This window comes from Staphylococcus sp. HMSC061G12 (assembly GCF_001838465.1).
Taxonomy (GTDB): Bacteria; Bacillota; Bacilli; order Staphylococcales; family Staphylococcaceae; genus Staphylococcus; species Staphylococcus simulans.
In genome coordinates this window covers 1-24,552 of the sequence record NZ_KV837005.1, presented here as the reverse complement: position 1 = coordinate 24,552, position 24,552 = coordinate 1, and the positions used below count along the sequence as shown (strand labels likewise).

The 24,552-nt window shown below is 36.0% G+C and carries 22 protein-coding genes and 1 other annotated feature; of the genes, 4 read left to right on the top strand and 18 right to left on the bottom strand.

Annotated features, from left to right (window positions below; genetic code table 11):
• Nucleotides 1–51: 51 nt before the first annotated feature.
• The 7 genes from HMPREF2937_RS00575 to HMPREF2937_RS00545 form a co-directional block, all read right to left on the bottom strand.
• Nucleotides 52–492 (bottom strand): DUF948 domain-containing protein, encoded by a 441-nt coding sequence (locus HMPREF2937_RS00575; RefSeq protein ID WP_002481213.1) that lies wholly within the window; start codon nucleotides 490–492, stop codon nucleotides 52–54.
• A gap of 70 nt (nucleotides 493–562) precedes the next feature.
• A complete protein-coding gene (gene murC / locus HMPREF2937_RS00570; protein ID WP_070863802.1) occupies nucleotides 563–1,876 on the bottom strand; it encodes a UDP-N-acetylmuramate--L-alanine ligase in 1,314 nt (437 codons plus the stop codon).
• An 18-nt stretch (nucleotides 1,877–1,894) separates the two neighbouring features.
• Nucleotides 1,895–5,416, bottom strand: a complete 3,522-nt coding sequence (locus HMPREF2937_RS00565; protein ID WP_070863801.1) for a DNA translocase FtsK — start codon at nucleotides 5,414–5,416, stop codon at nucleotides 1,895–1,897.
• Nucleotides 5,417–5,439: 23 nt separating this feature from the next.
• Nucleotides 5,440–6,039, bottom strand: a complete 600-nt coding sequence (gene ytpR, locus HMPREF2937_RS00560; RefSeq protein ID WP_002481216.1) for a YtpR family tRNA-binding protein — start codon at nucleotides 6,037–6,039, stop codon at nucleotides 5,440–5,442.
• Nucleotides 6,040–6,051: 12 nt separating this feature from the next.
• Nucleotides 6,052–6,918, bottom strand: a complete 867-nt coding sequence (locus tag HMPREF2937_RS00555; protein WP_002481217.1) for a DUF1444 domain-containing protein — start codon at nucleotides 6,916–6,918, stop codon at nucleotides 6,052–6,054.
• A gap of 92 nt (nucleotides 6,919–7,010) precedes the next feature.
• Entirely contained in the window at nucleotides 7,011–7,319 is a 309-nt protein-coding gene (locus HMPREF2937_RS00550) for a thioredoxin family protein (RefSeq protein ID WP_002481218.1), read from the bottom strand.
• 24 nt (nucleotides 7,320–7,343) lie between these two features.
• Nucleotides 7,344–8,420 (bottom strand): M42 family metallopeptidase, encoded by a 1,077-nt coding sequence (locus HMPREF2937_RS00545; protein WP_002481219.1) that lies wholly within the window; start codon nucleotides 8,418–8,420, stop codon nucleotides 7,344–7,346.
• Between the two features lie 83 nt (nucleotides 8,421–8,503).
• On the opposite strand from HMPREF2937_RS00545, the gene HMPREF2937_RS00540 reads away from it, so the two are divergent.
• On the top strand, nucleotides 8,504–8,815 hold the full coding sequence (locus HMPREF2937_RS00540) for a hypothetical protein (RefSeq protein WP_002481220.1): 312 nt from the start codon (nucleotides 8,504–8,506) through the stop codon (nucleotides 8,813–8,815).
• A gap of 77 nt (nucleotides 8,816–8,892) precedes the next feature.
• On the opposite strand, the gene HMPREF2937_RS00535 is transcribed toward HMPREF2937_RS00540, so the two are convergent.
• From HMPREF2937_RS00535 to HMPREF2937_RS00500, 8 genes are all read right to left on the bottom strand, one after another.
• Nucleotides 8,893–9,723 carry a YtnP family quorum-quenching lactonase gene (locus HMPREF2937_RS00535; RefSeq protein WP_057509792.1) on the bottom strand — a complete coding sequence of 277 codons (831 nt, stop codon included), beginning with the start codon at nucleotides 9,721–9,723 and terminating at the stop codon, nucleotides 8,893–8,895.
• 104 nt (nucleotides 9,724–9,827) lie between these two features.
• The gene (trmB, locus tag HMPREF2937_RS00530) at nucleotides 9,828–10,466 is read right to left on the bottom strand and encodes a tRNA (guanosine(46)-N7)-methyltransferase TrmB (protein ID WP_002481222.1); all 639 of its coding nucleotides are present in this window, start codon (nucleotides 10,464–10,466) and stop codon (nucleotides 9,828–9,830) included.
• Nucleotides 10,467–10,479: 13 nt separating this feature from the next.
• Nucleotides 10,480–11,271, bottom strand: a complete 792-nt coding sequence (locus HMPREF2937_RS00525; RefSeq protein ID WP_070863800.1) for a phosphotransferase family protein — start codon at nucleotides 11,269–11,271, stop codon at nucleotides 10,480–10,482.
• Between the two features lie 266 nt (nucleotides 11,272–11,537).
• Nucleotides 11,538–12,386: a D-amino-acid transaminase gene (dat, locus tag HMPREF2937_RS00520; RefSeq protein WP_023015988.1), complete on the bottom strand. Its 849-nt coding sequence runs from the start codon at nucleotides 12,384–12,386 to the stop codon at nucleotides 11,538–11,540.
• A gap of 2 nt (nucleotides 12,387–12,388) precedes the next feature.
• Nucleotides 12,389–13,804, bottom strand: a complete 1,416-nt coding sequence (gene pepV / locus HMPREF2937_RS00515; RefSeq protein WP_002481225.1) for a dipeptidase PepV — start codon at nucleotides 13,802–13,804, stop codon at nucleotides 12,389–12,391.
• Nucleotides 13,805–13,996: 192 nt separating this feature from the next.
• On the bottom strand, nucleotides 13,997–14,413 hold the full coding sequence (locus HMPREF2937_RS00510; protein WP_057509789.1) for a YtxH domain-containing protein: 417 nt from the start codon (nucleotides 14,411–14,413) through the stop codon (nucleotides 13,997–13,999).
• Between the two features lie 25 nt (nucleotides 14,414–14,438).
• Entirely contained in the window at nucleotides 14,439–15,134 is a 696-nt protein-coding gene (locus HMPREF2937_RS00505) for a pseudouridine synthase (RefSeq protein WP_023015990.1), read from the bottom strand.
• A complete protein-coding gene (locus HMPREF2937_RS00500) occupies nucleotides 15,134–16,768 on the bottom strand; it encodes a putative polysaccharide biosynthesis protein (protein WP_002481228.1) in 1,635 nt (544 codons plus the stop codon). The genes HMPREF2937_RS00505 and HMPREF2937_RS00500 overlap by 1 nt, the downstream gene beginning before the upstream one ends.
• 269 nt (nucleotides 16,769–17,037) lie before the next feature.
• Here HMPREF2937_RS00500 and HMPREF2937_RS00495 point away from each other — a divergent pair, with 269 nt between their 5' ends.
• Nucleotides 17,038–18,294 carry a BaiN/RdsA family NAD(P)/FAD-dependent oxidoreductase gene (locus HMPREF2937_RS00495; protein WP_070863799.1) on the top strand — a complete coding sequence of 419 codons (1,257 nt, stop codon included), beginning with the start codon at nucleotides 17,038–17,040 and terminating at the stop codon, nucleotides 18,292–18,294.
• 85 nt (nucleotides 18,295–18,379) lie between these two features.
• Here HMPREF2937_RS00495 and HMPREF2937_RS00490 read toward each other — a convergent pair whose 3' ends face one another.
• The 3 genes from HMPREF2937_RS00490 to HMPREF2937_RS00480 form a co-directional block, all read right to left on the bottom strand.
• The gene (locus HMPREF2937_RS00490) at nucleotides 18,380–18,697 is read right to left on the bottom strand and encodes a rhodanese-like domain-containing protein (RefSeq protein WP_070863798.1); all 318 of its coding nucleotides are present in this window, start codon (nucleotides 18,695–18,697) and stop codon (nucleotides 18,380–18,382) included.
• A 20-nt stretch (nucleotides 18,698–18,717) separates the two neighbouring features.
• On the bottom strand, nucleotides 18,718–21,132 hold the full coding sequence (gene leuS, locus HMPREF2937_RS00485; protein ID WP_002481232.1) for a leucine--tRNA ligase: 2,415 nt from the start codon (nucleotides 21,130–21,132) through the stop codon (nucleotides 18,718–18,720).
• A gap of 51 nt (nucleotides 21,133–21,183) precedes the next feature.
• Nucleotides 21,184–21,374: a binding site (T-box leader), on the bottom strand.
• 138 nt (nucleotides 21,375–21,512) lie between these two features.
• A complete protein-coding gene (locus tag HMPREF2937_RS00480) occupies nucleotides 21,513–22,691 on the bottom strand; it encodes an MDR family MFS transporter (RefSeq protein WP_002481234.1) in 1,179 nt (392 codons plus the stop codon).
• A 272-nt stretch (nucleotides 22,692–22,963) separates the two neighbouring features.
• Between HMPREF2937_RS00480 and HMPREF2937_RS00475 the strand changes: the two genes are divergently transcribed.
• Together HMPREF2937_RS00475 and HMPREF2937_RS00470 are read left to right on the top strand one after the other, a co-directional pair.
• Nucleotides 22,964–23,926, top strand: coding sequence for a tRNA modification radical SAM protein MnmL/YtqA (locus tag HMPREF2937_RS00475; RefSeq protein ID WP_002481235.1), 963 nt, complete (start codon nucleotides 22,964–22,966; stop codon nucleotides 23,924–23,926).
• Nucleotides 23,923–24,480 (top strand): tRNA 5-(aminomethyl)-2-thiouridylate-methyltransferase MnmM, encoded by a 558-nt coding sequence (locus HMPREF2937_RS00470; protein ID WP_070863797.1) that lies wholly within the window; start codon nucleotides 23,923–23,925, stop codon nucleotides 24,478–24,480. Before HMPREF2937_RS00475 ends, HMPREF2937_RS00470 begins: the two co-directional genes overlap by 4 nt.
• Nucleotides 24,481–24,552 lie beyond the last annotated feature (72 nt).

Sequence of the window (24,552 nt, the reverse complement as noted above, 5' to 3'; positions counted from 1 at the left end):
ATGTAGCCTACAGATGAGGTACACAGTTCCAATTAGAACTGCATTTAACCATTATCCTCTGTAGTTTGCACTTTCTCTACGTTGTTTTCTGTATTGCCATTTATCAGCAATTTCCATCGCAACGTTTGACCATTGGATGACTTGTGAAATTTTATCTTCGTTTTGAGAAATATTATGTGCAATTGAGTTAGTTACTCGGTCCACTGATCCATCTAAATCTTGGATAGAGTCACCGATACCTTTTACTCCATCAACTACAGAATTTAAGCGGTCCACTTTATCTTGAATATCTTCAGTTAAGCGGTTTGCTTTATGAAGTAAATCTGTTGATTCTCTTGTAATCCCTTGAATTTGTCCTTCAATTCCATCAAGAGTCTTAGCCACGTAGTCTAAGTTTTTTTTAACAGATAAAAGAACAACTACAATTCCGATTACTAATACTAAAAATGCTATAGCTGCAATTAGACCTGCTATAGGTAAAATCCAGTCCATTAAAAACGCCTCCTAAATTGCTTATGTCTTATTTTTACTTAATACCCATACATATTTTAACATAAACATATTAAAATTCATTAATTACTCCGTGATTGTCTAAATAGGCACGTTCAACTTTTTGAATATCCCCTGCACCCATAAATAAAATCACAGCATCTTCATATGATTTCAATATATTTACATTTTTTTCACCGATTAATTGCGCACCTGGAATGCGATCAATTAAATCTTGAATTGTCAAACTGCCTTCATGTTCACGGATAGATCCGAAAATATCACATAAGAAGACACGGTCTGCTTTATTCAAGTTTTCAGCAAACTCATTCAAGAACGCTTTTGTTCTAGAATACGTATGCGGTTGAAAGACAGCGATAACCTCTTTATGCGGGTATTTTTTACGTGCTGTCTCAATTGTAGCATTAATTTCGCGCGGATGGTGGGCATAATCGTCAACAATTACTTGATTATGTACTTTTGTTTCATTAAATCTACGTTTCACTCCGCCGAATGTTTCTAACGCTTCTTTAATATTTTTTACATCAAGACCTTCTAAATGACAAACCATAATAACCGCAAGTGTATTTAAAATATTATGATCCCCGTATTGCGGTGATAAGAAATGGTCGAAGAATTTACCGTCAATGTACACGTCAAACGATGTACCATGTTCTGTAATTTGAAGGTTATCAGCATAAATATCTTCATCTTTTTCTAATCCATAGTAATAAACAGGAACATCTGCTTTAATTTTTCTTAAATGGTCATCTTTACCCCATGCGATAATTGCTTTTTTGACATTATGCGCCATTTCTTGGAACGCACTTGTAACGTCATCAATATCTTTAAAATAATCAGGATGATCAAAGTCGATGTTCGTCATAATCGCATAATCCGGATGATAACTTAAAAAGTGACGTCTATATTCACATGCTTCAAATGCAAAATATTCACTTTGAGGAATACCTAAACCTGTGCCATCACCAATTAAGAAAGAAGTTCTTTTATCTCCATTCATTACATGTGATAAAAGGCCTGTTGTAGATGTTTTGCCGTGTGCACCTGTCACAGCTACAGACGTATACTGCTCAATGACATGGCCTAAGAATGTAGGATAATCAATAATTTCTAATCCTAATTCTTTTGCGCGGACAATTTCTTCATGTTCATCTGAAAAGGCGTTTCCTTGAATAACAACCATGCCTTTTTGAATATTGTCTGGGTTAAATGGCAAAATTTTAACCCCTTTATTTCTTAATGCATCTTCTGTAAACACATATTGGTCGATGTCGGAGCCCTGAACTTCATGGCCTAAATCATGCATAATTTGCGCCAATGAACTCATACCAGAGCCTTTAATACCGACAAAATGATAGTGTGTCATACTTAAACTCCTTCTTTCTTATTCCTCATTTATTTCAGCTGCAGTCAAATAAACTTCTCTTGGTTTCGAACCGTTCGAACCTGAAATATAACCCAACGCTTCAAGTTGGTCAACAATTCGTGCAGCTCTATTGTAACCAATTTGGAAATGACGCTGAATGAGTGATGTTGAGATATTGCCTTCTGCAACCATAAATCGACATACATCATCAAACAACTCATCTTTAGGTTGTGCTTTTGTTTGTTTTAACAATTCTTTTTCTTCAAATAAATATTCCGGTTCACGTTGTGCCTTAATAAAATCGACAACTGCATCGATTTCTTCATCAGACACAAAGCTGCCTTGAACGCGAATTGGTTTATTCATACCATTACCAAGATACAACATATCTCCGTAACCAAGTAAGCGTTCTGCACCGCCGCTATCTAATATAGTTCTTGAATCCACACTAGATGATACCATAAATGCGATACGAGTTGGAATATTCGCTTTGATTAATCCTGTAATAACGTTTACAGATGGACGTTGTGTTGCTACAAGCATATGAATACCGCATGCACGTGCTTTTTGTGCAATTCTCGCAATAGATTGCTCTACATCTTGCGGTGCCATCATCATTAAGTCTGCAAGCTCGTCGATTACAATGACAATTTTAGGCAAACGTTGCTCGTATGAAGCTTTTTTATTGAAAGCTGTAATATTTCGCACATGATATTGCGCAAATAATTTATAACGTCTTTCCATTTCATCAACAGCCCACTTCAAGCTTTGTGTTGCTGCTTTGACATCTGTAATCACAGGTGATACTAAATGCGGTAAACCATTGTATGGTGCTAACTCTACCATTTTCGGATCAATCAGCAAGAGTTTCAACTCTTCTGGATGATTTTTATATAATAGTGAAAGTAATATGCTGTTGATACAAACAGATTTACCTGAACCCGTAGCCCCTGCTATCAGTGCGTGTGGCGTTTTCGCAATATCCATTAATAACGGTTCATTATTGATGCGATTACCCATCGCAACTGTTAATTTAGATTCTGCATTCTTAAATTGAGGACTCTCAATAATAGATTTTAAGTTCACTTTTGTTGGCGATATATTTGGTACTTCTATACCTACTAAACTTGTACCTGGAATCGGTGCCTCAATTCGAATATCTTTGGCGGCTAAAGCCATTTTCAAATCATCATGTAATGCAGTGATTCTAGAAACTTTTACCCCTTTTTCAACAGATAATTCAAAACGTGTCACACTAGGTCCTTCTGTAACATTCTTAACCTCTGCAGGTACATTGAAGTAATAAAATGCATCATTCAACTCTTCTTTTTTCTCATCTATCCACTCTTGGTCAACTTCATGTACTTCTGGTTCATCTAATAAATCTAGACTTGGCAGTTTTAAATTAGGCCCTTTTCGAATACCTTCGTGATGTGCTTGAACAGGTTCCTTTTGTGCATTTACAGGTTGCTTAACTTCCTCTTGTGCATTAGATTGTGTCGTTTTTGCTGTCTGTACGCTTGTTGTGATATGTCCTTGTTCAGCTTTTGGTTGATCAGAGTTTTGATTTTCTTGTTGTGATGATTGTGGTTCACTGTTGTCATGAGTCGAAACTTCAGTCGTTTGTGAAGCCAAGCTTTGTTCAGGCTCTGAAGAAACTGCAGAATCATTTGTTTGTGTTTTTGATGTTTGTGCAGCTTTACGTTTTTGTGCATCCATCATACGACGTTTGTCTGATGGTGTCATCATCACATTGAACGGCTTAGCACCTTTACGAATTGGACGAGAAATTTTCGGTTGTTCAGTTTTAACTTCTTCTGCCTCTGCTTTATTTTCTTCTTGTTCTTCATTATTAGAGTCAGGTGTAGAAACTTTTTCATTAGTTTCTTCTTGTTCCTCTTTTATTTCTGTTTTTGACTCTTCTTTTTCTGCATCATCAGATTTTGGTTGATCTGGTTTCAATTGAGGTTCAAGGCTCGATTTTGCTTTTTCTTCTGTGACTTCTTCTTTAGTCTCATCAGTTTTCGTTGCCTCTGATTTAGATGTATTACTATCTGGTGCTAACACAGGTTCTTGAACCTCCGTAGAATTATTTTCTTGTAGTTCATCCTGTTCATCTTCAGGTTCTTCTGATGTTTCTTGTACTGGTTCTGATTCCTGTTCGTCAGTACTTTCATGCATTTCAGTTCCATTTACAGGTTCTTCTGGTACTTCTTCCTGTTCACTTTCAACTGGTTCTTCTTCATCTTCAATTTCAGTATATTGTGCTTCAGAAACTTCTGGTAAAGGTTCAGGAGACTCTGTTAGATTTTCTGTCTCAGATTGAGGTGATTCTGATTCAAGTTGTTGTGTTTCTTCAGGAGCATCTTCTACAACTTTAACGTCTTGTTCGTCTAATTGATGCATGCCTTGAACTTGGTTTAAATCTACTTCTTCATAGTCAAAGTCGTTTTGTGGTTGTGTTGACGTTTCTTCAGACGTTTCTGTTTGTATGTGTTCTGAGGTAGGTTGTTGTGTTTCTTCGCCTTCTTGGTCTTCAGCAGCTCTGGCTTCTTTTTCTTTTTCAAAGCCATTTTCTTGGAAGACTGGATCTTCTACATACTGTTTGGCTTGTTCAGCATACATTTCATCAATAGCCTTTTGAATTGAGCTGACATCTTCTTGTTCACGTTTTTGTTGAAGTGCTTCTTTGAATTTTTTGCGTTGTAACACTTTACGTTCGCGTTCACGTCGAATTTCTTCAACAATTTGTGAAGCATAAATATTATTGATATTAATTGTATTATCCGCTTTAGAATAATTAGGTGTTTGTTTCACTTGGTGTTGTGAATCTTTAGAAGACAGTTGTTCTGTTTCATTTTTTGTGTCTTCGGATTCTCTTGCTTCAACTTCATGTGCTTTTGAAGCTTGTTTACGTGAACCATTTAATGGATCTGTCGGTATTTTTTCTTGTTGCTTTTTAGGTTCTTCAGTAACACCCTCTGAACGTTGAATAACACCATTTTCTAAAGGATGACGTTTTTTCGTACCGAAAATGGCTGAAGGTACTTCTTCAGCTCTGAATTCACCACTTTTATAATAAATATCTTTCGTATCATAGCGTGTCGAATAATTCTGTACGCGTCTATTTTGATGTTCTCTTTGATGCGTTTGTTCTGGAGCACGTTCTCTTGATTCTGATTGCTTACGTGTGTTGCGTGAAGAACGAAATGATGGTGTATCGTCATCATAGAACGTACGTCTTCTTCTATGACGACGGTCTGGTTTTTGATACGAAGAAGTTTCAACAAATTCTTCTGACTCATAAGTTGGTTCAGAATGATTGGATTCTGAATCTGATTCTGTTTGTTGGTCAGAATCATTCACATGAAGTGGAAATCTAAAATTACCTTTTGGACGTTCGTAAATATCATTATTTTCTGGTAGTAATGCATGACGACGACGTTCTTTTTCTTCTAACTTTTGTCTGCGCTGACTATATTTTCTTTGATAAACTTCTTCTTCGTCTTCATCACTAAACAATTTATCAAACCAGTTCATAATGTCACTTCCTTCCAATCATTTTATTCTTCGAAAAATGGTTGTCCTGTTTGGTAATCCTCAGATAATACCATAATTCCTTTTTCTTGCGGTGCGTTCGGTAAATTTAATTCTTTCATTGAGCAAACCATACCGCTTGATGGTACACCACGTAATTCAGCATCTTTAATAACCATACCGCTAGGCATTACAGCGCCTACTTTTGCGACTACAACCTTTTGATCTGCTTCAACATTTGGCGCACCACATACAATTTGTAATGTTTCATTTCCAACATCTACTTGTAAAATGCTTAATTTATCCGCATTTGGATGTTTTTCTTTAGTTTTAACATAACCTACTACAAATTTTGGTGATAAGTCAGAATCTAATTGATCGTCAATACCTGATTCTTTTAAAACGTTTTGTAAACCATCTAATAATTCTGGTGTAAGTTTAATATGTCCATTACCTTCGATTGGTAAATGCTTAGAAGCATTGAAGATATTATATCCTACAGCTTTACCATCTAACGTAATTCTCACTACGTCACCATGTGTTGTATAGTCGAACTCTCCTTCAGCAGGTTCTACTTGTAAGAATGCTACATCTCCTACGCCGTTTAAGTTGTAAAATAAATTCATTATCTATTCTCCTTATTTCTTATCGTTTTTCTTTTGATTTTTTACTGTGCTCAATTCTTGGACCACATTTGGACTCTTATCTTTTTTGTTTTTATTATTTTTAGCCAAGATAAAGATAGGTTCTAAGTGGCCATTATCGTATCCGAATGATAGCGATGTAATTGGTACAAGACCTTTCGTGAAGAATTCCATGGTTAAATGAGCCATCACATCGTAACCCGTTTTATTTCTGATATCTGCCACAACTAAAACATCTTGATGCGGAACAGCTACTAACATTTCACCTTCACAGTTTTCTTCAAATTGATTTAATAATGGCGTGTTTAAAATTCTACTCGCATCGTACCCATCATTCGTATTAATAAAATAGAACAGATTGCCTTTAACTTCATCTGTTTTGTATGGGTTATCTAATTTTCTGATATTGAATAATGCCATTTCTTTAATTTGTTGTGCAGTCACATTCAATTGTTTCAGCATTGATTCGTCAATAAGTCGATAAGACTTTCCTAAATCTAATGCATAATAGATATTTGTTTCTGCTGTATGTGCATCAATCACAAACGGATGCCCCTCTTTAGTTTCCTTATCGAAACTTGCTGCACGCATCACTGGCATCACTTTGATATTGTCCATTTGTTGCAGTGCATCATCACTCATTTGTTGAATTGTTTCATTGACATAGTAAACAATCTCATCAACAATTTTTTCTTGTTGATCGTTATATTTCGCGACGATGGGTGTTAATCTAATCGTTACACCTTTACCATTATCTTTACGTGCAATGCGCAAGGTATCTTCTTCTCTATTAAATGTAAAATTAACATCTAAATGATTTAAACGTTCTTTTAGTTTATCTCTCATTTGAAAGACATTCATATTAACACTCCTAATTACATACCTTTTTATAGTTTACCGTAAAAATACCCTTAGGAACAGAAAAAATGTGAATTTCCTAAGGGTATTTTTATTTAAATATTCGTAATAAATTCGCTGATTTGTTCAATCGTTTTTCTATCTTTGCTGACATAACTTCCGACTTGTTCGCCGTTCTCGTAAACTAAAAAGCTTGGAATCCCCATAATTCCTAAGTCCGCTGCTAAATCAATAAATTTATCGCGATCTACTGACACAAATGTATAGTCCGGATGTTTTTCTTCTAATTCAGGAAGTCTCGGTGCGATAAAACGACAATCTACGCACCAATCTGCTGTAAACATAAATACAGTTTTACCTTGTTTAAGTTGTTCAAACGCTTCTACTGATTCTAATTGTTTCATATTTATCCACTTCTTTCTTCTTATTTATGAATATTGTAAATGTGCAATGGTTTCATCATCTAATCCTAAAATAGATGCTTCAAGTAATGCTCTTGCTGAATAATAATCTCTGATATCAAATACTGAATCGGAGCTATGAATATAGCGTGCACAAACACCAATGACTGCAGTTGGGATACCTATGTTCGCTTTGTGAATCTCTCCTCCATCAGTGCCGCCTGGTGAAATATAATATTGTGTATTAATATCATGTTGTTGTGCTTGTTCTAATAAATAATCTCTGAATGCTGGTTTAAGAATCATGGTTCCATCTTTAATACGGATTAATGTTCCTGCTCCCAGTTTACCAGAAAGTTGTTGTACACCTTTCATATCGTTAGCTGGTGAACAATCGACTACAAATGCTACATCTGGATCAATTTGTTCTGCAGCTGCACGTGCACCTCTTAAACCGACTTCTTCTTGGACATTTGCACCTACATATAAATCAACATCTAGTTCTTTGTCTTTAAATAATTTTAAAATTTCAATCGCTAATAAACAACCATAACGATTATCCCATGCTTTACCCGCAAAACGATGTTCAGATAATTGAATTAAAGAGGTATCAGGAACAATTGAATCTCCAATTTCTACACCACGTGCTCTGACTTCATCTGCAGAGTCACTACCGATGTCTAACATTAAATCTTTAATTTGCGGTTGACCTTCATTACCTGTTCTGAAATGTTTAGGAATGCTTGCAACGACACCTGTAATAATTTCTTGTTGTCTTGTTTTGACTTTTAAACGTTGACCTTGCCATATATCTGCAGCAACGCCGCCTAAGTTCGTAAAGTGCAGCATACCATTTGATGTAATGTCAGTAATCATAAAACCGACTTCATCCATATGTGCTGCTACCATCACTTTTTTCGCATTTTCTTTTTTAGATTTTTTTACCGCGTAAAATCCACCCATACGGTTATAGATGAACTCGTCAGCGTATGGTTCCATTTCTTTTTTTATGTACGCTCTTAAATCTTGTTCAAAACCTGGTGCACCATGAAATTCTGTTAAAGCTTTAATATGTTGTAATGTTTCATTTTTCGCAATTTCCACTGTTCATCGCTCCTTAATAATTCATTATCCTCCTAATGTTATGGTAGAATATTGTTATAACGTAAGTGGAGGTATAAATTGAGATGTCTCGAAGAAAAATTTTGTTATTGATAGTATTACCAATCACAGTTTTATTGAGTAGTTTACTAGCTTACCTCACATTTTTAGGCACTAAAAAGTATAACCCGCAAAAGTTAATTGAAGAAGTGAAAAGCTACTTTATGAACGTGACAGGGTCATACATTGTCTCAGAACCTCAACCATTCGAACAAGACGGTATTCATTATGAAATATACCGTGGCGGTGTTACAACTAAAAACCACGGCAAAATCAGTAATTATGAATTTATCGCCGATGCGACAAATGGTAAAATCATTAACATAAAAGAAGTTTAATGATATTGGTATGCATACTTATTCTAACAATGTTTCCGTATAACGGAGACATTGTTTTTTGTTGCATTTGTTTTAAGTTATTGATTTCTTTTTATTTCTGCTTTGATAGAATGATCTTCTTTATCAAATTTAAGCGCAAAGTATGACGCATCATGATAAAACAAGAACCAATAATCCTGCATAATCAACCAAGGCAGCCATCTTTCTTTCTCTCTGATTGATTGCATTGGATAATCATCATACGATGTTACCCATAATGGGTTCATATGCGCATGTGAAGGAAAAATATCTGCCATATGGACTGCTTTTTCTCCATCACTTTCAATAGTAATTATACTATGGCCAAAACTATGGCCACCCGTATGATACATATGAACACCTGGCACAACCTCAATCTCATCTTCAAATAAAATTAAATGCTTTTGATAATCACCGAGATTAAGTTCAGGCCAATATGTTGCTTTGCTGCGTAGATTAGGTGCTAAAAATTCGTGCCATTCATCTTGTTGTATATAATGAACTGCATTTGGGAATTTCGCATGACCTTCTACATCAGATAAACCTGAAGCGTGATCATAATGCATATGGGTCATCAAGACAATATCAATGTCCTCTGATGTTAAACCGAGCTTTTGCAGCCCTTCTTCAATTAATCCTTCATTTTCAACACCAAAGTTACGTTTTTGTTTTTCAGTAAGCTTGCCTTCACCTAAACCTGTATCAATCAAGATATTGTGTTCTTCTGTTTGAACTAAAATCGGAGATACACTCATGGGTACTTGGTTCTTTTCATTTGCTGGTATTTTTCTATCCCATAAGGGTTTCGGAACCGGACCGAACATCGTGCCTCCGTCCATGTGCGTCATACCACCGTTCAAATCATGGATTTTAAATTTTCCTAGTTTCAAAAGCCTCACCCTAACGTTCAGATATATAACTAAGTATAGGTTGATATAGACATATTTTCAAACTTTAGAAACGCAAAAAAACTGCATTCGATTGAATGCAGTGATTAATGATGAAACTTTGCTTCCATTCGGTAAATACGTGAACCTTTATCCGCAAACTTTCTTTCATATTCAGTTTCAATATTATCCTCATCATCTTCATCATGAAGATTGAGATTAATCTTAGTAAAATACATACCGAACTGAGACATACTTTCTAAACTATAAGCAAATAATCCTCGATTATCAGTCTTGAAATGGATTTCTCCATCTTCTTTCAAAATCGTTTTATATAATGCAAGGAACGTGTGATACGTTAGTCTTCGCTTCGCATGTCGTTTTTTCGGCCATGGATCAGAAAAATTTAAATAAACACGATCAATTTCGCCAGGTTTAAAGTAATCAGTTAATTCCATTGCATCATTACAAATTAGTTTGATATTCTGCAAATCCTTTTCCAACACTTTATCTAACACACGAATCATCACGTTTTTATCTCTTTCTAAAGAGACAAAGTTGACTTCAGGATGTTGTGCAGCGAGTTCTGTAATAAACTGCCCCATTCCAGAACCGACTTCAATATAAATCGGTTGTGATTTATCGAACCATGCTGACATCTCGCCAGCATGCGTTCCATCCATATCTACAACTGTATTATGTTTGCGCAAATAATCCTCTGCCCAAGGTTTATTTCTTAATCTCATTTGCTTATTCTCCTCAAATAAATACGTTGCTGTTCATCACTTCATTTAAAAATTTCAGCCATATATTCATATCTTTATAACGTTTCTGTTCTTCAGACCACTCTACAAGACCAATCGCTTGAATAACGGTATACCATTTCATTCTTTTACTTAAATCAAATGATTCTTTGCAACCATATTTTTCAAGCCATTCTGACCACTCATTTTGAGGAACGTAATTGTAAAGCAGCATTCCGATATCGATGGCAGGATCTGCTAACATTGCACCTTCCCAGTCGACTAAATAAAGTTCATCACGATCAGATAGCAACCAATTATTATGATTTACATCTCCATGAACGACTGTATAAAAGCGAGGGTCCAAATGAGGTTTATGCTCTTCAAGATACGTCAAGGCTTTTCTGACTACATGATGCGTCAGTACCTGTCTGGAAAGCGAGGTATTGATTTTATTGTATAGAATATCTGGTGTAATAGGTTCCATTTCCATTCTTTTCAACATGGTCAATAATGTTTTTGAGCTATGGATTTTTTTCAATAACTTAGCCACTCTTGTCTGAGTCATTTCTTCGAAAGTCAATTCTCTGCCATTTTTCCAATGTTGCGCTGTGACAACTTCCCCTGTTTCTATTCGTTTTGTCCAAACTAATTTAGGGACAATACCTTCAGCTGATAATGCCGCTATAAATGGATTAGAATTTCTTTTCAAAAATAGCTTTTGACCATCTTGTTCGGCCATATAAGCCTCTCCGGATGCGCCTCCAGCAGAATCTAAAGTCCATCCTAACTGATAGAACTGCTCCAACACGTTCACCTCGCTTTCAATTAGAAAATGGCTCTAGAAGTGTATTTCAAGAGCCATATTTTATATTTCTTTAAAAAGTTTAATACTTTTACGTCCTTAGCACTCATTGTTAATTTTATAATTTTTAACCTTGGTTTTCAACCAAAAATGAGAAACAAAAAGACACATTTTACTTTCTAGAAAGCTATTGAAAATAATTAAATTTTCAGTAGCGACAAAATAAAATTATAACACATTTTCAAGGTAAGTTGGAGAAAATCATGAAATTAATGACTTTCCTCAATTTTTTGTTCGAAGCCTTTTTGTAATTGGCGAGTAATTGGACCGACTTCACCATTGCCGACCGCTTCACCATCCAATTTAATTACAGGCATCACTTCAACAGACGTACTAGAAACAATAATTTCATCTGCTTGCTTTAAGAAATCCACTGTAAACGTTTCTTCTTTAAATGGGATTTCTTGTTCTTCAGCAACTGCTTTAATAACTCGTCTCGTAATACCATTCAAAATATAATTATTCGTAGGATGTGTATAAACAACACCGTCTTTAATTGCGTAAACGTTACTTGAAGCTCCTTCAGTAACTGTTTCGCCACGATGTTGGATTGCTTCATCAGCGTTATATTTCACAGCGTATTCTTTCGCAAGCACGTTGCCTAATAAATTTAAGCTTTTGATATCACATCTTAACCAACGAATATCTTCTACAGTAACAGCATTGATACCATTTTCTAGTTTTTCCACAGGTCTGCCGTAGCTTCTTGTAAATGCCATCATCTGAGGTTTAACATCTGGTCCAGGGAATGCATGATCTCTTGGTGCTGCACCACGAGTAACTTGGATATACACCCCACCATTTTCAACATTATTTACTTCTGCAAGTTTTTTTACTTTGTCAGTTAGTGATTCTATTGTTTCATCTAAATCAATATTTAATTCTGACGCACTTCGTAAAAATCTTTCAAAGTGTTCTTTTACAGTAAATAATGTATTGTCATAAATACGAATGTATTCGTAAATACCGTCACCAAAGTTATAACCTCTGTCATTGTATGGTACATTTGCATCCTGTTCATCTACAAATTGGCCGTTCAAAAATACCTTGTTTGTCATACTCATTCCTCCACACATAATGCGTATAGCGCTTCTAAATAAATGCTAGTAGCATTGAAAAGTTGTTTTTTCGTAATATATTCATTTCTTTGATGCATTAAGTCCTCTGAGTCGCTGAACATTGCTCCGAATGCTACGCCTTTATCTAAATTACGTGCATAAGTACCTCCGCCAATTGTATAAGGCTCAGTCATGTCACCTGTTTGATTACGATAAGCTTGAACTAATGATTGTACAAATGGATCTTCTTTATCTACATAGTGCGGACGTTGAACTTTCCCAAGTTTAAGTTCGAATCCTAAATCATTCACTTCATGCTTGAATCCTTCAATTGCTTCATCAAATTCAAATCCCTCTGGATAACGTAAGTTCACACCGAATCTTCCGCCTTCAGGCAATGTATATGAAATAATACCGATATTTGTTGTTAAGTCTCCCATTTTATCAGTATGGAATTTCATACCCATTTTTTCACCGAAGTGAGATTCGAATAAGTAACGTTCACTTAAATCAACGAATTTAGCTGCTTGAGTATCTAATTCTAATCCACGTAAGAAGTGGAGTAAGAACAAACCGGCATTTAAACCGATAGATGGATCCATACCATGGACCGCTTTACCTTTTAATCGTAAAACCAGCTTATCGTCTTCTAATTCACTGTTACCTACAAGTTCATGTGCTTCTAGATATTGTTGGTAACGTTCTGTTACTTCTGAATTGTTATTTTTAACTTTGAGATGTGCAACTGCTTCATCTGGAACCATGTTATAGCGTTGTCCAGATTCAAATGATAAAAGTGTAACTTCTGAATTTGTATCAGTAGAATCTTTTGCTTCACCAGCTAATTCAATATCGAATGTTGTAATACCTTTTTCACCATGGATTGCAGGGAATTCTGCATCAGGTGCAAAGCCTAGTTCAGGCATTTCTTCTGTTTTGAAATAACGATCTACACAAGTCCAGTCTGATTCTTCATCTGTACCAATGATAATGTGTACACGTTTTTTCCAGTCTACATTCATTTCATTTAAGATTTTAACCGCATAGTACGCAGCAATTGTTGGACCTTTATCATCCAATGTACCACGTGCAATAATTGCATCTTCAGTTACAGTCGGTTCAAACGGTGGTGTATCCCAACCTTCACCTGCAGGTACCACGTCAACATGACAAAGAATGCCGAATAAGTCTTCACCTTTACCTGCTTCAATTCTTCCTGCAACATGATCGACATCGTGGACATTAAATCCGTCACGTTCTGCAATTTGATACATATAATCAAGCGCAGCTCTAGGACCTGGACCTAGCGGTGCATCAGGTGTAGCTTTGCTATCATCTCTGACACTTTCAATTGAAAGTAAGCCGTTTAAATCAGCAATAATTTGATCTTGGTATTCTTGCACTTTTTCTTTCCACATTCGTGATCAACTTCCTTCTCAAATTTTAGTTCACTCTATATTTTACCCTAACTGATTCTTAAACAACAGTGGGAACCTACTTAATTTTCTGACTTAATCTCAAAATGTTGTCATCACAGTCATCTCAGAATGAAATTTTTAAATAAAAAAATACCTTAGCTATTCGCTAAGGTACTGAAAGTTCAATTGCTATTATTTAGTATCGTTTGAACCTTTATTGTCATTTTGTTTTAAGTCTTCTTCAGTCACAATTCTGATATTATTTTGTGCTTCATCAGATTGTTTAACATCATCTAAAGTTGGTGATGCTGCATCTTCTGAATTAGAGAAGCGAGCTTTTTGCTCTTGTAAGAAACCTTTAGGATCTTGTTTTACTTTTTCAGCATAGCCTTTAGGATCTTGTTTTACTTCGTTGAACGTTTCAGTTGCTTTAGATGCAACTTGGTTCGCTAATTCTTTAGCATTTTCTTTGTATGATTCTGGATTTTCTTTGTATTTATCATACTCTTGTTTTAGACGATCTCTGCTTTCTTTTCTTGATAATAATACTGCTGCAGTTGCTGCACCAATACCTAGTACTGCTTTAAAAAAGTTACTTGATTTTGCCATAATAATCACCTTGTCCTTTAAGAAATTAGTTTTTCACTAGTTCTAATTCTGCTTCCGTCAAAGTACGATATGCACCTTTTGACAGATTATCATCTAGTTTTAAGCTTCCGATTTGAACTCGCTTTAATTTAGTTACCTCATTTTCAATTGCGTGAAACATCCTTTTTACTTGATGGTAACGTCCTTCTTGAATTGTAACGTACACAATCCTTGGATTTTCCGTTAGTTCAAGCTTTGCAGGTTTAACCGGTCCATCTGATAATTCAATACCTTGTTCAAACTTTTGTACATCTTCCTCTGTTACAGGCAGTGCTGCTTCAACACGATATACTTTCGATACGTGTTTATTCGGACTCATTACATCATGATTAAATTGCCCATCATTCGTAATCAATAATAAGCCTTCAGTATCTTTATCAAGACGACCTACCGGAAATATGTCTAAATATTGGTAGTCTTCAATTAATCCGATAACCGTTAAGTGTTCTGCATCCTCTACAGCAGACACATAGCCTTCAGGTTTATTGAGCATCAGATAAATCTTATCAATATAAGTTATTTGTTCTCCATTGACTGTAATGATATCTGAATTCGGATCAATTTGTCGTTTGCTTTGTTTTTCTTTTTTGTTATTCACTTCAACAGCGTTCTGTTTAAGCAATTGTTTTACCTCACTGCGTGTTCCGACACCCATGTTCGATAAAAATTTATCCAATCGCATTATGAGATTCTCAACTTTCTACGTAACTTGCTTGGCAATTCACCTAAAAATTGGTCAGCAAGTCTTGTTTTCAGCGTGATACCGCCATAAACAACCATGCCGATAACAACCCCCACAATTAAGATAATCAGACTTCCGATTTTAGTTTGCGGTGACACAATCAGTTGCATTACCCAATATGCTGCTTCAACACAAAGCATCATGATAAAGCCATAGATAAAGATTTTCGCAAACTGTATCCAAGTTTCTGTAAATGTAAACTTAGCATACTTTTTCAAAATATAAAAGTTACATATGTTCGCAAACAATAATGCGATACCTGTACTTAATACCGCACCTGCTGTATGGAATGCGACAATTAATGGGAAGTTCAAGACAACCTTAACGACGACTGCTGCTAATATAACAAACACTGTCAATTTCTGTTTATCAATTCCTTGCAGCATTGATGCTGTAATACTTAATAAAGAAATCAGCATCGCGACGGGTGCATAGAAGAATAATAAACGACTTCCGTCAAAGTTACTGCTATAGAACACTGTATATAACGGTGCTGCTAAAGCCATAATACCTAAACTTGCTGGAACAGTGATGAACATCAATACACCTAATGATGTTCTGATTTGACGATGCATTTCTGATAATTCCCCTGACTCATAAGTTTTAGTGATATAAGGGATTAAACTAATCGCGAAACCAGCAGCTAAAGATGTTGGTATCATCACAATTTTATTTGTTGTCATATTCAAGATTGTAAAGAAGTAGTCATGCAATTGTTGCGGTACTCCTGCCATACCTAACGCATTGTTATGTGTTAATTGGTCTACAATATTGAATAATGGGAAGTTCAAACTCACAATGACAAACGGGATACTATAAGAAATAATTTCCTTATACATTTTTGAATATGGTACATCTAAACCAGTGGTATCAGACGCTACCATTTTATCAATATGCGGTTTACGCTTACGCCAGTAATACCATAGCGTAAAGATACCGACGATAGCACCGATTGCTGCCGCGAACGTAGCGACACCATTCGCCATCAATACTGATCCACCCATCACATTTAACACGACATAACTGCCGCCTAAAATGAAAATAATACGTGCAACTTGTTCAGTTACTTCAGAAACAGCTGTAGGTCCCATAGATTTAAATCCTTGGAACACACCTCGCCAAGTTGCAAGTAACGGAATGAAGATAACAACTGTACTGATAATACGAATAATCCACGTGATGTCTTCGACAGTCCAGCCGCCCTCTATGTTTGATTTATGCGCAAGTGTCACATTGGCAATCAATGGTGATAATGCATATAAAATAATAAAACCGATAACACCGCTGATTGACATAACGATAAAACTTGATCGATATAACTTTTGACTGACATGATATGCACCGATTGCATTATATTTCGCAACATATTTTGATGCGGCCAATGGCACACCAGCAGTTGCTACCGCAATCGCAATATTATAAGGTGCATATGCATAGTTGAACGGGGCCAAGTTTTCTTCTCCGCCGATAATGGCATAAAACGGAATGATAAATAGCACACCTAGTATTTTAGTTATTAAAATACTTACCGTTAGAAGAAAGGTCCCTCTTACTAATTCTTGACTTTCATTCATTACAATCTTCCTATCTGAAAATAATTTTAATCTTATCCTACTACCGACAATTGTCAGCAGTTACTTTTTTTCATTAGTATTATAGCTTAAAATAGTGTTAACAGGAAAGATTATATAAATAATTTCACAACAGTGTCAGAGAAATATATCGCAGGCACTGCAAAACAAGCAAATGACTCACCTAAGCTTTCACAATAACCTAAATACTATACAGAAATCAAATTTAAAGGAGGCAGACGCGCATATACATTTCAGCGCGTACCGATTATATGTATCAATCGATTATTATCGGCGGCGGACCCAGTGGTTTAATGTCTGCAGCAGCCGCAAGTCAAAACAAACAAAAAGTATTATTAATAGAAAAGAAAAAAGGACTCGGCAGAAAATTAAAAATTTCAGGCGGCGGACGATGTAATGTCACAAATCGACTGCCCTATGATGAAATTATTCGCCACATTCCAGGTAACGGAAAATTCTTATACAGTCCTTTTTCAGTCTTTGATAACGAATCCATTATTGAGTTCTTCGAATCTCGCGGTGTGAAACTTAAAGAAGAAGATCACGGCAGAATGTTCCCGGTTTCTAACCGTGCTCAAGACGTCGTAGATACTTTAGTTCAAGAACTCAAAAATAATAATGTTGAAATTAAAGAAGAAACTGCAGTCAAACATATTAAGCTAGATGAGGACGGCCATTTTATTGTGACAGATCAAAATGATCAAGTTTATCATAGTAAGACCGTTGTTATTGCGACGGGTGGGACAAGTGTTCCGCAAACAGGATCAACTGGAGATGGCTATACGTTTGCTGAGTCTCTCGGTCATACCATAACTGAACTCTTCCCTACTGAAGTCCCAATTACTTCTAAAGAACCTTTTATTATCAGGAAGACTCTAAAAGGATTGAGTTTAAAAGATGTCGCATTATCAGTGCTTAGAAAAAATGGCAAACCGCGTATCACACATCAAATGGATATGATTTTCACTCATTTTGGAATCAGTGGTCCAGCCGCATTACGATGCAGCCAATTCGTCTACAAAGAACAAAAATCTCAAAAGAAACAAGACATTCAAATGCAATTAGATGTGTTCCCTGACGAAAAAGAAAATGAGGTTCAAGCGCGTATCAAATCTTTAATTAAAAAAACACCAGATAAACTTGTTAAAAACAGTCTGCGTGGGATTATAGAAGAACGCTATCTCAACTTTATACTAGAACAAGCTGGTGTAGCTGAAGACACTACAGGTCATCATATTTCCAACCAACAAATCCTGACGCTTGCACAACTGTTCAAAGGTTTTACATTTACAGTGAATGGTACGTTACCTATTGAAAAAGCATTTGTGACAGGTGGCGGTGTTTCTATTAAAGAAATTGAACCGCATACAATGATGTCAAAAATTACACCTGGCCTATTTTTATGCGGTGAAGTTTTAGATATTCATGGTTATACTGGCGGTTACAATATTACAAGCGCATTGGTTACAGGCCGTGTATCAGGTATCAATGCCGGACAGTTTGAATAGTTTTCCATTTAATTTAATCAACAAAATGAAAAATAGCCGAAACTGCATCGTAATTTTACGACCAGTTTCGGCTATTATCATTCAATTAGATACTATTAATTTCTAAACCTTCATCGCCCCAAGCTTTCATGCCGCCTTCTACATTAACCGCACGAATATTAGGATTTTGTTCTTTCAAGTAATTCACTACATTCGCACTGCGAACACCTGCAGCACAGATAATGTAATACGTATCATTCTCATTGAATTCATTAAGGTTATCAGGAATTTCATTCATTGGAATAGTTGTTGCTCCTGGAATAATACCTTTCGCTGTTTCTTCGTTTTCTCGGACATCAACGATATGAATTGGTTCATTATCGAACATTTTCTTTTTCAATTCATCAGTTGTGATTGATTCCATAACTTAATCATCCTCCTTTATTATTTAGCTACAATATTAACTAATTTTTGCGGAACTGCGATGACTTTCTTGATGTCTTTATCCCCTATATCTAATTTAACATTCTCATTGTGTAACGCAATATCTTCCATTTCTTCTTTTGACGCATCTTTTGGAATGAAGACTTTTGCTCTTACTTTACCATTGACTTGGACAACGATTTCAACTTCGTCATCTACTAACAGTGCTTCATCGAAATCTGGCCAAGGTTGGTAACTGATTGTCTCATCATGACCTAATTTAGCCCATAGTTCTTCACCTAAGTGTGGTGCAATAGGTGATAACATTTTAACGAAACCTTCAACATATGGTTTGTATAATTGATCAGCTTTATAACCTTCATTGATGAAGACCATCAATTGACTGATTGCTGTGTTGAAGTTCAATGTATCAAAGTCTTCTGTCACCTTTTTAACAGTTTGGTTATAAACTTTTTGAAGTGACTTATCATCTGTATCTACAATTTTAGAAGATAATGAGCCATCTTCATTCACAAACAATCTCCAAACACGGTCTAAGAAACGTCTTGAACCATCTAAACCTTTTTCACTCCAAGCGATAGCCGCATCTAAAGGTCCCATAAACATTTCGTATAAACGTAATGTATCAGCACCGTGAGAACGGATGATATCATCAGGGTTTACAACGTTACCACGAGATTTACTCATTTTTTCGTTACCTTCACCTAAGATCATACCTTGGTTGAATAATTTTTGGAATGGTTCTTTCGTTGGTACAACGCCTAAATCATAAAGTACTTTATGCCAGAATCTTGCATAGAGTAAGTGAAGTACAGCGTGTTCTACACCACCGATATATAAATCAACCGGTAACCAATGTTTTAATTTTTCTGGATCTGCTAACATTTCATCGTTATGCGGATCAATATAGCGTAAGTAGTACCAGCAACTACCTGCCCATTGTGGCATAGTATTCGTTTCACGACGGCCCTTCATACCAGTTTCTGGATCTACAACGTTTACGAATTCATCAATATTCGCAAGTGGAGATTCACCAGTACCAGAAGGTTCGATAGAATCAGTTTCTGGTAATAATAATGGTAATTCATCAGTCGGAACAGTTGTCATAGTGCCATCTTCCCAATGAATAATTGGAATAGGTTCACCCCAATAACGTTGACGGCTGAATAACCAGTCACGAAGTTTATAATTGACTTTTTTCTCGCCGGCACCTTTTTCTTCTAACAATTCAATTGCTTTTGTAATGGCTTCAGCATTATGCAAGCCATCTAAAGCACCAGAATTTACATGTGGACCATCGCCAGTGTATGCCGCTTCTGAAATATCTCCGCCTTCAATAACTTCTTTGATTGGCAAATCAAATTTTTGTGCGAATTCATAGTCACGTTCATCATGCGCAGGAACAGCCATCACAGCTCCTGTACCATAAGATGATAAGACATAGTCCGCAATCCAGATTGGTAATTTTTCACCAGATAATGGATTAATCGCATAAGCACCAGTGAATACACCTGTTTTGTCTTTTGCTAAATCTGTACGTTCCAAATCAGATTTCATAGAAGCATCTTTTTGGTATTTTTCCACTTCTGCTTTATGATCTTCTGTTGTAATTTGAGAGACTAACTCATGTTCTGGACTTAATACTGCGAAAGTCGCACCATAAATAGTGTCCGGACGTGTCGTAAACACATCAATTTTACCGCCATGATTTTCAACTTCAAACGTAACTTTTGCCCCTTCAGAACGACCAATCCAGTTACGTTGCATATCTTTAATTGATTCAGGCCAATCTAAATCTTCTAAGTCTTCTAATAAACGGTCTGCATATTCTGTAATACGAAGTACCCATTGACGCATAGGACGACGATATACTGGGAAACCACCACGTTCTGAAACGCCATCTACAACTTCTTCATTAGATAAAACCGCTTTAAGCTCAGGACACCAGTTCACAGCTACTTCATCAACATAAGCTAAACCTTTATTGAACAGTTGGATGAATACCCATTGTGTCCATTTATAATAGTCAGGATCTGTTGTGCTTAATTCTCTATCCCAGTCATAACTGAAACCTAATTCTTGAATTTGGCGTTTAAACGTTTGAATATTCTTTTTAGTGAATTCACGTGGATCATTACCTGTATTCAACGCATATTGTTCTGCTGGTAAACCGAAAGCATCCCATCCCATAGGATGTAACACGTTGTACCCTTGCATACGTTTGTAACGTGAAATAATATCTGTTGCTGTATAACCTTCAGGGTGCCCAACATGAAGTCCAGCACCTGATGGATATGGGAACATATCTAAAGCATAAAATTTCTTTTGACCCAAGTTATCGTTCGTTTTGAACGTTTTGTGTTCTGCCCAATAATCTTGCCATTTCTTCTCAATTTCTTGATGATTAAAACTCACTTTGCTTTCCTCCTAATAAAAAAATACAACTCAAACTATTATGCTTTGCTTATGAAGGACGACATTGTGCCGCGGTACCACCTTCATTCGTATCTTCTACGCACCTCATACATAATAGCTCGAGCTGTATTATTCTTAATATAATCGTTGGTAAGTTCATTTAAATGACTTAACTGGTTTGCACCGAACACCAGCTCTCTTGATAAGTCCATTAAATTACTACTCCATATACACTTATAACTATATTTTATTCTAACTCTTAATGCAAGTCTTAAATTCCTAGTCACCGCTTCTATTCTCATTGATATATAAATGAAGTTTTTCTACGTCCCTGCTTATCCATAAAAAGAAAAAAACAAGATATACCACGTATACCTTGTTTAAACATCAAATTCATCTGGTGATAAACGTTTATCATATATAAATAAGAAAAACATCGAAATAAACAATAAGCCCATCATCGTTAAGAACATGGCTTGCATATTGAAACTGTCAACTAAAATACCGCCGATTAAAGGTCCGAATGCTTTACCGACCGTCGCTGCTGAATTAACAATACCTTGATAAGCACCTTGTTTACCTTCAGGCGCTAATTGATTCGCAATAGTTGGAACGGCTGGCCATACGAACATTTCACCAAGCGTTAAAATGATCATCCCAATCACAAATACTGAGAATTGCTCCGCAAAGCTTGTCACAAAGAATGACACGATGAATACGCAAATTCCGACAAACATCTGTTTCTTCAAATTACCTCTAAGTAAGCGAATAACCGGATAAATTAAAGGTTGGGCTACTAAGATCATAATACCGTTAATTGTCCATAGAACACTGTATTGAGACAATGAAATATTCATTTCTTGAGTGAATGAAGCGATAGTACTTTCCCATTGAATATATGCAATCCAACAAATTGAAAACATAACACAAAGTAATAACAAAGCCACAAAACGTTTGCGATATTTCTTTTGTGCCCATTGATTTGCATCGGGTATTTTAACTTTACCGCGATATTGTAAATTAAATTGTGTCACTGCCACGATAAAGAATGCGACATACATTAACAAGTTTGCGATGAAAATGTAATTAAAGCTGAGTTCAGCTACATACCCAGCAATAGCAGCTCCAAATGCGACACCTAAGTTTTGTGCTAAATAGATCGCATTAAAAGTTTGGCGTCCACCATTCGGCCAAACTGCACCTGCCATCGCATAAATTGCCGGGATAATGATACCGCCGCCAAATCCTAACATGACTAACCATACCGCATATAAAGGCCATCCATGATAGAAATTCAATAATGTCGTTGCACATAAACAAATCACTGCACCGCTCATAATCGTAATAAAACCACCGAGCTTATCAAAGAAAAAGCCACCTAATAAGTTCCCGACAACCATACCTAAAGAGTTGATCATTAAAACCATTCCGGCAGTCGTCAAACTCTTCCCTAATTCCTGACTCATATAAATCGTATTTAAAGGCCATAAAAAACTAGCACCCATAATATTGATGGCCATACCAATAACTAACCACCAAATGGATTTAGGCATATTCATACTGTTCCACCCGCTTTCTATTCTTTTTATCTTTTTCTCAGGCAAAAACGTTCTGTATTTTTACCAATAAAAATTTCGCAAACAGAGACAAATAACTGTAAGCGAAACGTGTTTAGGATTTATATTGAATTGAATTTTGGATTTTGCAACCAAATCATCTTACTATAATTTTCAAATGAATAAAAGACCTAATTCGGATTTTCTCCTCAACATGTCCCTTCAATTTATGGTAAAATCTTACAATGGATTAATTTAAGAAAGGAAAATGTCATATGGGTCGATATTTTACGTATGCATTTGAAGATAAACGTTATCATACATGGAATTACCATTTAAAAAATAGATTCGGACAAAAGATATTTAAAGTCGCATTAGATGGAGGCTTTGATTGCCCAAACCGAGACGGCACTGTTGCACATGGCGGTTGCACATTCTGCTCAGCTGCAGGAAGTGGTGACTTTGCGGGAAATCGTGCAGATCCGATTGATGTACAATTTAAAGAAATTAAAGAACGCATGCATGAAAAATGGCATGAAGGTAAATATATTGCTTATTTCCAAGCCTTTACAAATACACACGCACCTGTCGAAGTGTTAAAAGAAAAATTTGAACCTGTGTTGAAAGAACCTGGTGTTGTCGGCTTATCCATTGGAACAAGACCTGACTGTCTTCCTGACGATGTGGTTGAATACTTAGCCGATTTAAACAAACGTACGTATTTATGGGTGGAATTAGGATTACAAACCGTACATCAAGAAACTTCTGATTTAATCAACCGTGCACATGATATGCAGACATATTATGATGGTGTTGCTAAATTGAGAAAACATAATATTAACGTGTGTACTCATATTATTAATGGTTTGCCTGGTGAAGATTATGACATGATGATGGAAACAGCAAAAACTGTCGCACAAATGGATGTTCAAGGTATCAAAATCCATCTATTACACTTACTTAAAGGCACACCGATGGTAAAACAATATGAAAAAGGCATGTTGAATTTTATGTCACAAGAAGAATATGTCAACTTAGTTTGTGATCAATTAGAAATCTTACCACCTGAAATGATTATTCATCGTATTACAGGTGATGGCCCAATTGATTTAATGGTTGGACCAATGTGGAGTGTTAATAAGTGGGAAGTGCTGAATGCGATTGATGCAGAATTAGCACGTCGTCATTCCGCACAAGGTGAACATTATCAACCTGTAGAGAAAGTAGAACAATCATGAAAGTAGAACGTATTTTACCTTTTGCGAAGTCATTAATTATCTCTCACATCAATGAAGCTAGCACAGTAGTAGATGCTACGTGTGGCAATGGACATGACACATTATTTTTAGCCCAGCATGTTCCAAAGGGGCATGTGTATGGGTTTGATATACAGGAAGCGGCTATCAAAGCAGCACGAGAGAAAGTAAAAGATTATAACAACACTACTTTGATCTTAGATGGACATGAACATGTATCACGCTACATCAAACAAGAAGATTTGCCGATTGATGCGGCAATCTTTAATTTAGGATACTTGCCTAAAGGTGATAAACATATTGTGACGACTTCTGAAACTACTATACAAGCCATTGAGTCACTTTTTGAAATGTTAGCACCAGAAGGTATTATTGTAATTGTGGTTTACCCTGGCCATCCTGAAGGTCGAATAGAAAGCAATGTTGTCTTTGAATATCTTCAACAATTCGATCAACAAAAAGCACATGTCTTACAATACGGTTTTATTAACCAACAAAATAATCCACCTTATATTTGCGCGATTGAAAAAAGATAATATCTGAGTATAAAAATAAGAGCAGTTACCGCATAATGTGAACTGCTTCCCGTCAAGTAGACAGGTAAAAAC

Coding starts and splice junctions, on each gene's coding strand:
- HMPREF2937_RS00575 (WP_002481213.1), bottom strand. CDS start 492: ATGGACTGGATTTTACCTATAGCAGGTCTAATTGCAGCTATAGCATTT.
- murC (WP_070863802.1), bottom strand. CDS start 1,876: ATGACACACTATCATTTTGTCGGTATTAAAGGCTCTGGTATGAGTTCA.
- HMPREF2937_RS00565 (WP_070863801.1), bottom strand. CDS start 5,416: ATGAACTGGTTTGATAAATTGTTTAGTGATGAAGACGAAGAAGAAGTT.
- ytpR (WP_002481216.1), bottom strand. CDS start 6,039: ATGAATTTATTTTACAACTTAAACGGCGTAGGAGATGTAGCATTCTTA.
- HMPREF2937_RS00555 (WP_002481217.1), bottom strand. CDS start 6,918: ATGAATGTCTTTCAAATGAGAGATAAACTAAAAGAACGTTTAAATCAT.
- HMPREF2937_RS00550 (WP_002481218.1), bottom strand. CDS start 7,319: ATGAAACAATTAGAATCAGTAGAAGCGTTTGAACAACTTAAACAAGGT.
- HMPREF2937_RS00540 (WP_002481220.1), top strand. CDS start 8,504: ATGTCTCGAAGAAAAATTTTGTTATTGATAGTATTACCAATCACAGTT.
- trmB (WP_002481222.1), bottom strand. CDS start 10,466: ATGAGATTAAGAAATAAACCTTGGGCAGAGGATTATTTGCGCAAACAT.
- dat (WP_023015988.1), bottom strand. CDS start 12,386: ATGACAAACAAGGTATTTTTGAACGGCCAATTTGTAGATGAACAGGAT.
- pepV (WP_002481225.1), bottom strand. CDS start 13,804: ATGTGGAAAGAAAAAGTGCAAGAATACCAAGATCAAATTATTGCTGAT.
- HMPREF2937_RS00510 (WP_057509789.1), bottom strand. CDS start 14,413: ATGGCAAAATCAAGTAACTTTTTTAAAGCAGTACTAGGTATTGGTGCA.
- HMPREF2937_RS00505 (WP_023015990.1), bottom strand. CDS start 15,134: ATGCGATTGGATAAATTTTTATCGAACATGGGTGTCGGAACACGCAGT.
- HMPREF2937_RS00500 (WP_002481228.1), bottom strand. CDS start 16,768: ATGAATGAAAGTCAAGAATTAGTAAGAGGGACCTTTCTTCTAACGGTA.
- HMPREF2937_RS00495 (WP_070863799.1), top strand. CDS start 17,038: ATGTATCAATCGATTATTATCGGCGGCGGACCCAGTGGTTTAATGTCT.
- HMPREF2937_RS00490 (WP_070863798.1), bottom strand. CDS start 18,697: ATGGAATCAATCACAACTGATGAATTGAAAAAGAAAATGTTCGATAAT.
- HMPREF2937_RS00480 (WP_002481234.1), bottom strand. CDS start 22,691: ATGAATATGCCTAAATCCATTTGGTGGTTAGTTATTGGTATGGCCATC.
- HMPREF2937_RS00475 (WP_002481235.1), top strand. CDS start 22,964: ATGGGTCGATATTTTACGTATGCATTTGAAGATAAACGTTATCATACA.
- HMPREF2937_RS00470 (WP_070863797.1), top strand. CDS start 23,923: ATGAAAGTAGAACGTATTTTACCTTTTGCGAAGTCATTAATTATCTCT.